Origin of the sequence: Bradyrhizobium sp. USDA 4538 (assembly GCF_024171045.1) — a bacterium.
GTDB classification, from domain to species: Bacteria; Pseudomonadota; Alphaproteobacteria; order Rhizobiales; family Xanthobacteraceae; genus Bradyrhizobium; species Bradyrhizobium australafricanum.
This window is the reverse complement of sequence record NZ_JALJZE010000001.1, coordinates 1,926,416-1,939,975: the sequence shown is the minus strand read 5'-3', so window position 1 is coordinate 1,939,975 and position 13,560 is coordinate 1,926,416. Positions and strand designations below refer to the sequence as shown.

Below are 13,560 nucleotides of genomic sequence, written 5' to 3'. Positions count from 1 at the left end.
GTAGCCTGCCTCGCGCAGCGCTTCGACGATCAATTCGCGGATCAGAGGGTCGTCTTCGATAAGAAGTACGCTCACTGGTAGCTCATATCCGATAGCTTTGTTACGCATGTCGAACGGCCAAAATGCGGAGCCGTTCCTGACGGATAGCCCCCGATTGGGCCTGTTCTGGCTTGCCTCGCGGCGCCGTCGGGGGGCCGGTTTCGTGCGTGGCGAAGGTGGCGGCGCGGACGGCTGCGGTGCAGGGGCAGGCTGCTGGGCAAACGCGCCTGACGACTGATCGGCTCCGCCATGCGAGGCTCAGCAGCCATTGGCTGGAGGCTACATCCTTCGAATACTCACGTCGGCGGTGGACTTCTCTTCATTCGGCACGAGGCCGGTCGGCACGCTACAGCTTGGCCGCCGCCGCGGACGCATCCGTCGGTTTGGTGAAAGAGGGCAGCAAAGGCGGTGGCTGCTGCTGGGCACCGCCCGGCTGGGGATCCCGATTCCCGACGAGCCGTCATCCGAGGCGCCGGTGATCGGGCCTGGATCGAGCCGCTGTAGGAAACTACCCTGGTTCTTGTTTGGTTGAGGTTCTGATCGTTATGCCCTTCGGCCGCTGCAGCGTCCTGCTATCGTTCGAACCTACATGGTTTTGGAACATCAACTGCGGATCGCATCCTGTGTGCTGTTTCGTACACAAGGCGTCCGCCGCGTCGACAAGCACGTGCCGTCGTGCCGGTTGCCTCGCTGTTCGAAAGCTGCAACATAAGAACGGAGGTGCGTGGCGCATGCGCGGTTGGGCAAGTCTGATCCTCCTGTTGCTGATCTGCGGGAGCGCTGCGGCTCAGGAGGACAAGAAGACCGACGATCTCAAGCCGAACGATCCCGACACGGGAGAGAGCACCGTCCAGGAGACGACGCTCGGCGTGTTGCCCAATCCGTTCGAAAAGCAGGGCGTCAAGTTCGCCGTCACCTACATCGGAGAGGTGCTCGGAAATCCATCCGGCGGCGCGAAGCCCGGCGCCGTCTACGAAGACCGCTTCAATTTCGCCGCCGACCTCGATTTCGAGAAACTCGTCGGCCTTCAGGGACTAAGCTTTCATGCCAACGTGTTCCGCATCGACGGCGGAGGTCTGTCGCGCGGATCGCTCCTCAATTATCTCGATGTTAGCGGCATCGAAGCGCTGCCGACGACCCGTCTGTACGAAATGTGGTTCGAGAAGAAGTGGAACGACGATAAGATCGCCTTGCGAGCGGGCCAGCTCGCAGCCGACTCGGAGTTTGCCACCTCCAAATATACCGACGTCTTCACGAACGCGTCGCTCGGCTGGCCGGCGATATTCGCGCTGAACATGCCCAGTGGGGGTCCATCGCCGCCTCTCGCCGCTCTAGGCGCTCGCTTCCGCGCCGACGTGACCGACAACCTGACGCTCGTCGGAGCAGTCTTCGACGGCAACGCGGCGGGCCCTGGGCCCGACGACCCGCAGCTTAGCAATCGCTACGGCGTCAATTTCCGGATCAACGATCCGCCACTAACGCTGTACGAAGCCCAATTTCAGTGGAACGCCAAGAAAGGCGATCCTGGCCTGGCCGGCAAGCTGAAACTAGGCGGTTGGCGGCACTTCGGGAACTTCAACGACCAGAGGTTCGACACGTCCGGGCTATCTCTCGCTGATCCCAGCACTACGGGAATCCCCGCAACTTTCGCCGGCGACTATGGGCTTTATGCCGTCTTCGAGCAGAAGCTCTTCCGCGTAGGACAAGATTACGAGCGTGGCATCGGCGTCTTCGCGCGAGCATCCTACAGTCCGCCCGCCCAGAACCTGATCGACTACTATGCGGATGGTGGCGTTGAGTTCATCGGTCTCTACGATGCGCGTCCCCACGACAAGCTGGGGATCTCGGCAGCCTACGCACATGTCTCGCCTCGGGCGCAGGCTCTCGATCGCGACTTTCAGGCGGTCTACGGACCCGCCTGGCCCGTTCGGACTTCGGAGACGCTTTTAACGGCAGTCTATCAGTACGAAGTCCATGCCGGAGTCACGCTGCAGCCGAACTTTCAGTTCGTGCGCCGCCCCGGCGGCGGCGCAACGGATCCGCTCAGCAACATGAAAGGTCTCCGACTCAAGGACGCATCGGTCTTCGGCCTCCGGACGGTGGTGAAGTTCTGAAGGCGTTAGGGCGTAGCGAGCGGCGAAAGACAGCAGGCAAGCTTATGGATCACCGTGTCGGCCGGTCCGACAAGCTGTCGCACATCGTCGCATGCCCGGGTGACTATTTGACCCGGGCCCACTATGCGGTTCCGTTCTGGTCCGTCGGCCGGGGCATGTTCGAACTTGACGCGCTATTGCATCCACCATTGGTCAAGGGTTCCTATCTCTCCACCGGGCCGAGCCCGCCCTGGCGGTAAACGGCCACGATCGGGAACGAATTTTTTCGAACGACGTTTGATGACGCGGAGCCATCGCCCGCCGTTCACAACGGCGCCTGTCGCGGATAGCCAAAGGTCATTTTGACCCGCTGTTATTCTCCACTAGCGCTCGCGCGGATAGCCAAAGGCGATGGCTGCCCCTGCTCAGCCAACCGACGTGTCGGAATGCGATGGATGACCCATACGATCTAGTGCTGGCCATGTTCGGCGTGGTGGTCGCCGCCGTCACGCTGCTAGCCGGCGAGCTCTATCTTGTAACGCGGCAGGACCCGCCAGAAAAAAACTTGAAGCCTCCCTCCATCGTCACATCCTCGATTGAACGGCAACGGCTGTAACGAGCTTCGGAATTGTTTTTGTGGTTGCGATCGGTTGGAAATTCGCGGTGCACCCTTCCTTCAAATCTTTGTCGAGCTTCGTCACGCTATTCGTTGCGATCGGACCGACCGAAACCGCTGTCATATACCGGTCTCCACCGCTGGAGACCAATTTCGGTGATCTCCTAGCGCGCATCAAATCCGGACGTTACATCGCGCCGCCGGTGCGACGGCACTACATCCCGAAGGCGGATGGGACCGAACGGCCACTCGGCATACCGACATTGGAAGACAAGGTGGCACAGCGGGCTGCTGCTGGAGCCGATCTATGAGACCGACATCTTGTCGTGCTCGTACGGCTTCCGACCGGAACGATCGGCCCATAATGCCCTATAGCCCGCTATATGGCCAGTTCACTGAAGGGCTTGGGACACCGGCTCTGTCGGCTGCCAGCGCAATGCTTCGAGAGACCAGTGCCAGCTCCGAGCCGAGACGGATCCCAATTCGAGCTTGGACGGGAAATCTCGCCGGTTTCAAGTAGTGACTTCGACCTCTGAACGGCGCCTCCAGGGCCAAGTAGAGACATGGCTCTAGCACATGGCTGGACTAGATCACGGGCAACGCCGTCCAACTCAGATGGCGGCTCCGGCCAGCAAGGAAGCGCCGCCAAGCGCGACCATCACAAGTCCAGGCCAGTTCGATTTGATGCCGAAGCCGCTACCTGGTCCTTCAGGTTCCAGCGTGTCTCGCCCAGAACGAAGCCATCTTCCACCGCTGAATCGGCCTCGCCAGATTGGCTGATACGCCATCTGGAGTACGCCGCCGAAAACAAGGAACACACCAAGCCATATCAGGGTCATGCTCTCCTCCTACGCACCAGTGAACGCCAACAAGGAACCGTGGTCCGTTCAACGTCTGCACGCTGCTCTCGGAATTAGAACGACCTTGAAAGCCGCCGGCCGAGCGCGCCGCGCGTAGATTGAGGATGGTCCCGGGCGAAGTGCAGGCTTACGTCAACATAAGCATCCTGCTCAGTCTTCGTCCGGCTCGCGCACAACCGGCTGTTCGTCGGTCCGATTCTCTTCGTCGTCTTGCTCTTCGTCCTCTTCGTCGTCGTCGTCGGGATCTCGGGGGGGCGTCGTGTTGCCCACGATCGTGAAGACACGCCAGTCGATCCTGGTGGAAACTATCTCGGGGGTTTGCAAGGTCATGTTGCTGCTCCTCGGATGTGACCCCGGGGCACTTTACCCTTTTGTCGGAGGGACAGTTACGGAATTAGCCGGCGCGGCCGAGGTCCGATTTTATCTCCGTCAAGTGTCCCTGAGATCAGTGTTCGAGATCGTCGGATTCGGGGCCAAACTCCGACGGCAATCACCCTCCGTCCGGGCGAGCAGAACGACGGTCGAGCACAGCAGCCGCAGCCATTCCAGGAGCCGAAAGGGCCTTCCAGGCTGGCGCCTTACTGCGGCCCGGCTTACAGGGTCTGCCATAGTTGCCGAGGTGCGTCACGGACACAGGCCCAAGTCCTGACTAGTGCTGGCCCTTGGCCGGTCCTTTTAATTGACGACACCAGTGCCGATCGCGGTGTCAGGTTTCGCCCGGCCGGATCATCCTTGCGGCGTGAGGCTGCGGTGTATCGCCCCGCCGCGAGCCTGTTTCGGGCTGCGCCCTTTGCAGCTCCACTCGCCGCTCCACGATGGCATGCCTCAACAATTCGAGCACAAGGCCGAAGGCCGCGAGTTCCTCCTCCTCGATCGCGCCGTCATCGTAACATTCGAGGGTTTCACTGATGATGGCATCGGCCTCTCCCTGCAAAGCCAGCAGTTGCTGATTTGACTCCGCGGCCCGCGCGCTGGAGACCATCGCCAGGATTCTATTGCGATGACCGGTATTTTCCTCCCTTTCGTCCCGATTCAAATAGCGACGCAACCAAGCTCCGGCCGAACCGATCCCGGAGAGAAGCAGGAGCGCGAACCAGAAGTAGTCGCCGTACCTGTCGAGGAAAGTGCGTTCGTTGCCGTCGATGACGGCCGCCGCTCCGCGATGTACCGGCAGCTCGGCGTCTTTCTCAGTGTCTGGCTTGGTGATGTGCGCAGCACCAGGCACCTGCCTGGCAATCGCCTGACGGATGGCGAATAGCTGCCGGAAAAAGGCCGCCACGGTCGCTTCAGACAGCGTCTTTCGCGCCACGATTAGGTGGCTGACGCTGACCGTCTCAACCTTGTCGTCCGGCCAAGCCGGCTTCGCATTAAAGACGCTGGGTGGAATTTCCTCAGATTCATAACGAGGGTGCTTCAATGCGATGGCTTCCGAAGCGTCGATCGGGAGAAACTTCGGCTCACCTCGCGCGCGGGCCGTTGCGGCGATGGCCTCGGACGTGATTTTACTGTCGAGCGGACCGACCGCCATGAACGCATCGATGGTCAGGTCGCGCGCCAGCTCATCGATGTGGTCCGTGCCAAAGTGCGAAAGCCCGACCTTGTCCACCTCAACGCCGGAGGCGCTCAAGATGACCCGCAGCAGCGTCGCGTTCGCTGGTGTCCGGCCGATCACGCCGACGCGATGCCCTGCGAGGTCGGCAATCTCCTTGATCTTCGGTCCGTGCCTTCTCCTGGAGCTCTGGCCCGCAAGTCCGGAAGACGACCACAGCACGACGAAGTTCTTGCGTACCGTGGCAACTGTCTGCGCGTCGGCCGGCATCTCCAGATCACCACGGCCGACCGCAAGGTCGACCTTGCCAGCACCAAGCAGAGCGATGGCTTCGACTGCCCCCTCTGTCGCGATCGGAGATAACCTGATAGTTCGGCTTTCGCTCGCGAAAGCATCGGCCATCGCCTGAACTACCTTATGATCGTTGCTTCCCGGCGGTCCAACTGCAATCCGGAGAACTTCCGGCTGCAACGCATAATACAGAGCGCCCGCTGCGGCCCCAAAAAACAGAAATCCAACGACTAAGACCAGCAGTAAGGAATTGCTCCTTCTCCGCAATCGGCGGGCCGCCTCACTGGTTTTACTCGCATCCTTGGACGAGAACATTGCCGCTGCCAGTCGGGATCCAAAGCAATTCCTGCTTCCCAGATACTGCGTTTTTCCGAGAATAACGTCGTGGTGGATGCCTTGGTTCATGTTCATCCGGCGAACTGAATGGCTTTTTGGGGCGACTTGCCGGGCTGCGGAGCACTCCTGTGCTGCGGGAACGAGCGCAGTGGCCGGCGGCGGCCATTCCTGTCGATAGCCGTTTGGCTCCTGTTGCGCGGATCTTGGAATAAAGTCTGGCGATCGGGAGAAAGTGACGCGACGCGATTTACCCGTGGGATTCTAGAAACTCGCGCTTACTCTGATGATTCGAAAAGTTCTTTAAACCGAGTTGGCCTTCGATCTTGCGGCAGCCCGCGGTCCCTGACGGCATAGGTGCCGTGCTTCCTCTTTCCCGCTCGGCCAAATGCCGGACGGTTGCGCCGAACATGTACTCCTGGGGGGCGCGCCCAATGAGGAGCAGGAATCGAAGAGTGGGCAAATCGTCAATAAGGTTGAGATACGGAACAGAGCAGGTCTATCGTAAGTCGGGGGTGTGGACAGGAATGACTCGGATTGTTCCTATTGTCATCCAATTCGAGGTAGCTTTGATGCAGGCTAACCGGGGACTTCATTCCGTCAAATAGGACTCGAAATGCTAGTTTGCTTGCTTTGCCGGCGCCCACCACGCGTCCCGTCTTTGAGGAAGCTTTCCTGATCCGGTCGGCCCCGAGCTGGCTAAGACGCACTTTATCGCCAACTCAAAAAGTCGCTGGGTCGGCTTGCAAAAGATCGATCCCCTCTGCTGAGACAGCCGCAGCTTACGTGATTCTCACGCTCGGACCGCTATTTAGGATCGTTGCTCGTAAGTGGCGGATTTCCGTCGGTAGGCGCCGAGCGCTGATCCCTTCGTGGCCGTGACTTGAGAAGATCCGGTAGCGGAGGCAGTTGCTGACGCGGTTTGGCACTCGGAGCGCTGGCAGGATGATTCTGGGCCATCTCCATCTGCCTACGATTCATCGCAAGCCCAATTAGCCCGGCGATCACCAGTAATGCCACCCGCAGCGATGAGCCAGTGGGGTAGCTCCAACCATCCAATCGCGGTCTTGACTGCATCCATCTATTTTTTTTGCCTTTAAGACCGCGCTCCAGCCTCGGGTAGTCATCCCTTAATAATGAGACGACCCAGAAACGCATTGCAGGCACGCTCGGCTTCAGCGAAGGTGCTAAAAGGCGATCCGGCTACTTGAGCCACGGGCATATTCACAAAGCCGGGGCGGTATGACGCAACAAAGCCCGGTTCTCCGTGCAATCCCGCTCCACTTCGGCTCTCACTGCAGATAACGAATGAATAGTCATCGCTGCTTGCGATCCATATCTCCAGATCGCCGGTGTTGACGCGGCTGAAGTGCAGGGCCATTTCACCCTCCACCGGCTGGGCCAAACTTGGTCCTCCGTGACGCTTAATCTGCCTTGGTGCGGCCGGCGGCTTTGGCCTCCCGCGCCAGCCGCTCTGCCTTTAGGCGTTCTCGATTCTCGTGGAATGCCTTCTGCGCTTTAGCGTAATCGGTCAAAGCTTCCTTGGCTTCTGCCTGTCTGAATACCTTGCGGGCTTCTCTCTCTGCGCCTGTTGGTGTGCTCCTTCGCTCTCGAACGTTGACCATTGCGTGGCGCTAGCATTCGATCCTATTGGTCAACTCATCTGACCTTAGCCTGCACACCCAACTCCACCAGCCGGCGGCCTCGAGTGGCCGGGGGCGTCTGGCCGCTGGGGGCCCATGCGGTTACGGCGCCAATGAAGTCATCAGAGAGCCGCAAGGTGCGCGCGGGGGCGCGTCCCGTTGCGGGCGTACTGGACCAGCGGTGCGCCTCCATCCAGTGCGTCGGGGAGGAGACGGTAGACCACCCAAGGGCTCTCGCGGCAACCCGTCCTGCTACCGTTGCCCGCGTCGCCGTGTTCTCGCGTATATTAACGAAGTCGAGGACCCATGGCGCGGAACGGCCAGACACCGACCTCGCCGGCCGGAAAGGCTCGCACTGCCAACTAAGGCAGGCGATCGCCGTTGATCAACTTGGCTACTCTCTAAGCGGCGGCGACAAAAAAGTACGCCGCCGGGCCCGAAATGGTTTGTTACGGCGGTGCCCTGTCATTCCCAGTGCTGGGGTCCTGAAATTCCCAGTGCCATTTCCGTTAGCGGGTACGTGGAGAGACGGCAGTTGCCCACCTCAAACAACTTTTAAAAGAGGAGCCGACGTCAGGGCCTACACGCCAGCTCCTCCGTAACGCGACCGTACTGCGTCCCCAACGGTCCCGTCCCTCAAAGGAGCGTGCGCCCAGCTGGTTGCTGATTTCTTAATGGTCATTCTCATCAGCAGACGCAGCGAACGCCTTGCCCAAATTTTTGTATCGTTTTTCGGCGGAGGGGGCGGGGCGTAGCTCCTAATGGCATTGCTCGGCCACGAACAAGAGGCAATATCCGCTCGTCGATGCCGCTGTGATCCACGAGCTGAGGCCGTCAGATGGCTCGTGGAAGTATTTGCGCGCAGGGCGTCCAGGCCCGGGCGCACATCTGGAGCTCGATGGCGACCGGAATTGCGGAGCCCGTCGGCCCACGACCTTTCGCCACGCACAAGCTCACCAATCGAACCGTACCGCATACCGCTGTTTCAGCCTCTTGGTGGTCAGGCTGACGGCATACTGGATGCGATCGAGATCGGCGCCGTCGCGGGCTATTGCCGTCATCGCCCAATCGCTGCCAGCCGGTTCGACCTCGACGTGGCAGACGTACTCTGCGCCGGGGAAGCTGCGGATTTCGCGCAGCGCGATGAGCTCAAGATCCTTCGCGGCTACCATTGTAACGGGCACCGGAGCATTCCTCGCCTTTTCAGAAGTCAACCGGGATCGATCGGTGCTGTTCCTAAGCTGAAGGGCAAGCGCGAAGCGGGAGCTGTCCGATGACATCGAAGCAGCAGCACTCCACCCTCAAGGGTGCGATCAACCATGGGATCGTAGTGCTCGACGCGCTCGGCGATCTCCGAGCTCAACTTTCAGAGCGTATCGCAGGTCTGGAATCGAGTGACGCCCCATGCTGTCTTGGCCTAAGGCTACAAGGAGACCCGCGTCCGGATCGTGCCGACGGCTCGTGAGATCGCCCAAGCCGAGACCGTGGCCGACTGGCTAGCTTGGCTAGGACATTACCACGGCGGCGTTCGGCGGCTCGTGGCATGGGCGCACGATGACCCTATCTGGCGCGTGGCTGAGCCGTCGAGCAGGCCTCAGTGCGTACCTTTGGCTCGCTAGCTTCCATGGCATGGCACGATCAGCTGATCCGGCAACACCGGGGATAGGAACAATCCCCTAGCAGGTCAGTTGATGGCCTCTTCAGTGCCAACCGTGGCGTTGAACGAGGGATGATGGTACTCGTCTCGGCACTTGCACCCCTCGTGCTGAGATCTTTGCTTTGCACTCAGTTTCGCGACCGGAGAATCCGCATGCCTCCCAGAGAACGCCGTGACATGCCATGGATTATTGGGGCCGCTGCATTGGCTTTTGTCCTATCGATCGTTGTCGGCGGCATGACGTACTTCCGGTAGCGGCCGCGCTAGTCCCGGCGAATATCGCGACCATTCACCAGTTGCTTCTCTAGTTCGGAAGCGCGATTTTCCAAGTCGTCCATCTCGAGCCGGATTTTGAGAGCTAAATCCGTGTCCTTGCTTTGCCGAGCCAGGGCGAGGTCCGTCTCCAACTCGCTGAGGTCCATCAAAACGCTGCCCAATTCCACGCTTGTTGCGTGGGTCGGATCATTTTCAAGGTGGGTGTACCGGCTGCCGAGCGCCGTAGGAGAGCGGGCCTCGTCACCGCGTTCGGGGTGGGCGATTGCGGATGGATGGTTTTGCGGGCCAGCGTTCGCGTCACGTTCATCGGGGATATGTTGTCTTTGGCTATAGCGCCCACGCCGGGTTTTGCTCACCAGCAGGTAAACGATCATCCCAGCGGCTAGGCCGATGACGAGCACAATGGCTAGACCGATGACGCTCATGTTACACCCTTATCGTTCTCCACAGGTCCGGACCAGGAATTGACTTCTGCAGCGACGTAGCCGAATTCGCTCGCAACATCAGCTTGAGTGAATAGATGGGCCCGCCCGGCACCGCCGCGGCGGGTTTTCATTTGCCGTGTTTTCAAACGAGCACGGCAGAAGACGTTCCAAAGTAGAGAGAAATAGATGGCGCACGGGATCAAGACCAGCGGCTGGCAGAATGGCAAGCCGAACAAGCCGTCGGATCAGCCCGTTACTGATCCTGCAGAGAATGAACGACGCCCCGAGCGCTTGTTCAGGCCAGGCCAGTCTGGCAACCCGGCCGGCGGTGCGTGGCAAGCGTTTCAAATCGGAAGATCTGCCGCTTGTGCGTCCCTTCTCGGCGGTCCCGAAGCTGCTACGCCGCGTTCGCGACGCTGGAGTCCGGATCGCGGTTGCTTCCTCGGCCAAGAAGAATGAAGTCGATGAGTATCTCGGCATCGCTCGCGTCGTTGATCTCGTGAACCTCACAACTTCTTCAGACGACATAGAAGAACAAAGCTGGCGCCGGACATCTTCAATGTCGTTCTCAAGAAGCTTAAGATTGAGGGCGCCGGCGCGATTTGTGATACGCGATACGATGCGGAAGCGGCTGGTAGGGCGGCAGTTCGCACGGTCGGCGTGTTCTGTGGAGGCTTGACGGAACACGAATTGCGGAAAGCCGGGTGCGCCGAGGTGTATCCGGGGCCCGCTGCGCTACTGGCCTGTTTCGAACGATCTTTGCTGTGCAATTTGCCAGTCGGCGCGCCTTTACTCGTCGCCTGCTCAGCTCTCGATTGCCCCGCAAATAGGAGCGATAGGCCTGCGGTGAAAAACTCTCTCAGGAGATCTGAGCGCGGGCATTCTCGCATACCGCAAGGGCGCTCGGGGTCTGCTCGTTCACCTCGGCGGTCCGTTTTGGCGTAAGAAGGATGATAACGCCTGGTCCATTCCAAAGGTGAAACCAATGCCGTGGCTGCCGCGATCTTTCTCGCCGCCGCAATAAAGCACGGCTTCGTGCCGCGATTCATGGTGCTCGATGATGTTGCTTCGAGCTTCGATGCAGGACATCAGTTCGCCTTGATGGACGCGTTAGGCACGTTATTGCGATACGCACGGCGGCTGACGGCTTGCATTTCTTCATCTTGAGTCACGACACAAGCCTGGAGAACTATTTTGACAAGCTCACGGTACGACTGATTGGGATCATCAGAAACTGCAAGGATGCCGCCGAAGGGGCGCCTGATGGTATCGGCCCAGGAGGCGGACCGTCTCAAGCCCAAACGCAACAGCACCTCAATGCGGGCCAGGTCGATATTGGTTGCTCCGTCTCTGCCACGATCTCGAATACAAGCTCGGCCAACTCATCTCGAAACTCGAAGTTCCCGTGCCGCCCGATTATGCCACGCGCGGAGCCAGACGGACGCTCTGGACCTATATCGAGGCGATCACCGATGCCCTGAAACTGTACCAAGCGGCTAACCGATGCGTGATGTCATCACAGCAGATCAATGATCTGCCGAACCATCATGCTCCGTCGATTTTGGGCAACTTCGTGAGCCATTACGAGACCGGAGCTGGCACGCCGTTCAATGCCTATGCCCTGCTCGGCGTGCTTCAGAGCATCGACCATCTTGCCGACGCGGCAAACGGCCAGAAGTAATTATTCGTCGTCTCGATCGGCGTTGAAGGGAAGCATCACCCGAGCGGTCCACTTGGCGTAGAACTACTATCCGTTCGAGGCCGGTAGCGTTGCATGCGGCTACTTTGTAAGATGGGTCATGAAGCCAACCGCCCGGTGTTGCAATTCGGGCTCTAGACTGGTTGCCTTGATTCTCTCAATAATCAGTTCGGAATTGAGGGGCCGAGCGGCGTGGTAGGCTTCGACGAACTCCGTGTCCTTATCCGACAACCGCGCGAGTTTGGACACGATCACGTCCTCAGGGCAGGGCGCAATCGCCAAAACCGTTCGATCGTCGACCTCTACCTCCCTATAGATCGCCCTCGTGTTCCAGTCAGACGGAAGACGGGCCGTATTTTCGTCCACCCCATCGATATAGAAGCCGTGATTCCGGTGAAAATCAGAGCCTTCGCCAAAGAGCGCGTTGATCTGTTCGGAAGCTTCCGGAGGGAAATCCGGATCTAGTTCTTTTTGAGTGATCTCCCACAACCTAGCATTCTCAGGATAGGCGTCGATTTCGCCAGATGTTCTCAAGATGACCGGAGCGTCCGGCCACGAGAGGAGAATGCTTTGACTGCCAATAATGAAGACCTTGTCGGTTTCAAACAGCCGGGCTATCGCCCTGACCGTCTCGATAAGGTCTTCAAAGGTTCGACAATGATTGCTGCGTCACGCGACAATCCGCGCACCCGCGGGTTCATGCGCAGCCGATTTCACGGCGAGACGCTTCGCTGCCTGCCAGATACGACGCCTTAGCGCAACGTCGCTAAAGTCAATCCCATCGGCAATCACGAACGGGGACGACAGACGCAAACGAGTCATTTCCTCGTCGCGGCTCGTTAACCGGCGGCGTACCTTCGACGGCGGAAGGCGAAGCAAATCATCCCATTCGCTGACGAATGAATAGCCCGCGTAACGCTCCGAAGCGCTACGATCGAGCGAAATCTTCGCACTGTCGATCAACGAAGGGTCGCGACCGATCGCCCGCGCAATAAGCCGATGAATTATCAGCTTCGCGGTGTCGTTTACGTGCTCCTGGTTGACCCGAATGGTCATCGTTTCCGTTGCCTCTAGGGGAGCATAAGCATCAGCTAGTAAAAATCCAACTAGCCGCGCCGATCCTTGTTCCCTTTGCGTTCCTGTCAGTTCCACTCTACGTTACAACACCGCTCAAGGACCAGCCTTCAGCTCCTTTAGGCCTTCACTTTTATGCCGCCCCTTCGTTACGTAAGATTATCTTACCAGATGTCGGAGGTCCGAAGGAGGCAAGCATGGACCCCGTTATCGTTAAAGAAACACTGATCAAGGTCCTCAGTCAGATCCAGACTGATAGCGGCCTGGAATGCCCGCCCCTTAGCGGGGCAATAAAGCCGGTCGAGAACATCCCCAAATTCGACAGTAATGTCTGGCCGGTCGCGACCAGAATCCTTGCGACCGAGATAAAGGCCGAGATTCCCAAAGACGTGAATATTTTCGTCGACGAGACGACCAAACTGGCCCGAACAATCGACGAGACGGCGGGCTTTATCTGCGACCTTCTCAAGAAGCAAAGCGAGCAAAAAGCCGCAGCAGCATGACCGAGGTTGATTCAATCAAGCGCCGCCAAGTTGCTGAGCGCCTCAAGCAGGCACGTAAGCTCGCGGGCCTATCACAAGGTCATGTCGCAAAAATACTGGGCCTGCATCGTCCTTCCGTCACCGAAATGGAAGCCGGCAACCGCCGCGTTTCAGCTGACGAACTCGCTCGGCTTGCCGAGATCTATGACGTCAGCGTCGCTTTTCTGCTTGGCGAGGCGCCAGAAAAGCTCAATGCCCAGGACCCGCGGGTCGAGCTTGCCGCGCGCGAACTCTCCAAACTCAAGCCTGATGATCTGGAACGCCTGCTCAAACTGTTGGCCGCAATGCGCAGCGATCCGAACCCAAGCGGAGGCGATCGCTGATGAGCGTGACGCGCACCACCAAGTTCAGCTTCAACCGTCGTGCCTTGGCGACTGAGGGCATGCAAGCCGCCGCGGCCACACGGGCCAAGGCCAAGCTCGATCAGGCCGGCTGATCTGCATCTACGGATTGTGCGAGACGC

General features: G+C 59.3%; 14 protein-coding genes and 1 pseudogene. 7 read left to right on the top strand and 8 right to left on the bottom strand.

What is annotated here, in order from left to right; genetic code table 11:
- Positions 1–770: 770 nt before the first annotated feature.
- Positions 771–2,153, top strand: a complete 1,383-nt coding sequence (locus tag J2R78_RS08505) for a carbohydrate porin (protein WP_253603888.1) — start codon at positions 771–773, stop codon at positions 2,151–2,153.
- 430 nt (positions 2,154–2,583) lie between these two features.
- Positions 2,584–2,748, top strand: a complete 165-nt coding sequence (locus tag J2R78_RS08500; RefSeq protein ID WP_253603886.1) for a hypothetical protein — start codon at positions 2,584–2,586, stop codon at positions 2,746–2,748.
- 611 nt (positions 2,749–3,359) lie between these two features.
- Here the strand turns inward: J2R78_RS08500 and J2R78_RS08490 are convergent.
- The 6 genes from J2R78_RS08490 to J2R78_RS08460 all read right to left on the bottom strand — a co-directional run bounded on the left by J2R78_RS08490 (position 3,360) and on the right by J2R78_RS08460 (position 9,782).
- Entirely contained in the window at positions 3,360–3,587 is a 228-nt protein-coding gene (locus tag J2R78_RS08490; protein WP_082653959.1) for a hypothetical protein, read from the bottom strand.
- Between the two features lie 171 nt (positions 3,588–3,758).
- On the bottom strand, positions 3,759–3,938 hold the full coding sequence (locus tag J2R78_RS08485) for a hypothetical protein (RefSeq protein WP_253603884.1): 180 nt from the start codon (positions 3,936–3,938) through the stop codon (positions 3,759–3,761).
- A gap of 376 nt (positions 3,939–4,314) precedes the next feature.
- A complete protein-coding gene (locus tag J2R78_RS08480; protein ID WP_253609780.1) occupies positions 4,315–5,763 on the bottom strand; it encodes a TAXI family TRAP transporter solute-binding subunit in 1,449 nt (482 codons plus the stop codon).
- Positions 5,764–6,904: 1,141 nt separating this feature from the next.
- Positions 6,905–7,162 carry a hypothetical protein gene (locus tag J2R78_RS08475; protein WP_253603883.1) on the bottom strand — a complete coding sequence of 86 codons (258 nt, stop codon included), beginning with the start codon at positions 7,160–7,162 and terminating at the stop codon, positions 6,905–6,907.
- A 1,215-nt stretch (positions 7,163–8,377) separates the two neighbouring features.
- Positions 8,378–8,596 (bottom strand): hypothetical protein, encoded by a 219-nt coding sequence (locus J2R78_RS08465; protein ID WP_057019395.1) that lies wholly within the window; start codon positions 8,594–8,596, stop codon positions 8,378–8,380.
- Between the two features lie 748 nt (positions 8,597–9,344).
- On the bottom strand, positions 9,345–9,782 hold the full coding sequence (locus J2R78_RS08460) for a hypothetical protein (RefSeq protein ID WP_253603879.1): 438 nt from the start codon (positions 9,780–9,782) through the stop codon (positions 9,345–9,347).
- 868 nt (positions 9,783–10,650) lie between these two features.
- Here J2R78_RS08460 and J2R78_RS08455 point away from each other — a divergent pair.
- The 3 genes and pseudogenes from J2R78_RS08455 to J2R78_RS08445 form a co-directional block, all read left to right on the top strand.
- Positions 10,651–10,758 (top strand): annotated as a pseudogene (locus tag J2R78_RS08455) (NUDIX hydrolase); the annotation flags it as partial.
- A 14-nt stretch (positions 10,759–10,772) separates the two neighbouring features.
- Positions 10,773–10,949, top strand: a complete 177-nt coding sequence (locus J2R78_RS08450; RefSeq protein ID WP_245311693.1) for a hypothetical protein — start codon at positions 10,773–10,775, stop codon at positions 10,947–10,949.
- Positions 10,950–11,187: 238 nt separating this feature from the next.
- Complete coding sequence (locus tag J2R78_RS08445) at positions 11,188–11,463, top strand: hypothetical protein (RefSeq protein ID WP_253587966.1); 276 nt, start codon at positions 11,188–11,190, stop codon at positions 11,461–11,463.
- Positions 11,464–11,562: 99 nt separating this feature from the next.
- On the opposite strand, the gene J2R78_RS08440 is transcribed toward J2R78_RS08445, so the two are convergent.
- Both J2R78_RS08440 and J2R78_RS08435 read right to left on the bottom strand, forming a co-directional pair.
- On the bottom strand, positions 11,563–12,117 hold the full coding sequence (locus J2R78_RS08440; protein ID WP_309145040.1) for a DUF6036 family nucleotidyltransferase: 555 nt from the start codon (positions 12,115–12,117) through the stop codon (positions 11,563–11,565).
- A 33-nt stretch (positions 12,118–12,150) separates the two neighbouring features.
- Positions 12,151–12,537 (bottom strand): hypothetical protein, encoded by a 387-nt coding sequence (locus tag J2R78_RS08435; protein ID WP_057019391.1) that lies wholly within the window; start codon positions 12,535–12,537, stop codon positions 12,151–12,153.
- A gap of 215 nt (positions 12,538–12,752) precedes the next feature.
- Here J2R78_RS08435 and J2R78_RS08430 point away from each other — a divergent pair, with 215 nt between their 5' ends.
- Positions 12,753–13,058 carry a hypothetical protein gene (locus J2R78_RS08430; RefSeq protein WP_057019390.1) on the top strand — a complete coding sequence of 102 codons (306 nt, stop codon included), beginning with the start codon at positions 12,753–12,755 and terminating at the stop codon, positions 13,056–13,058.
- Positions 13,055–13,420 (top strand): helix-turn-helix domain-containing protein, encoded by a 366-nt coding sequence (locus J2R78_RS08425; protein WP_253603875.1) that lies wholly within the window; start codon positions 13,055–13,057, stop codon positions 13,418–13,420. Before J2R78_RS08430 ends, J2R78_RS08425 begins: the two co-directional genes overlap by 4 nt.
- Positions 13,421–13,560: the final 140 nt, after the last annotated feature.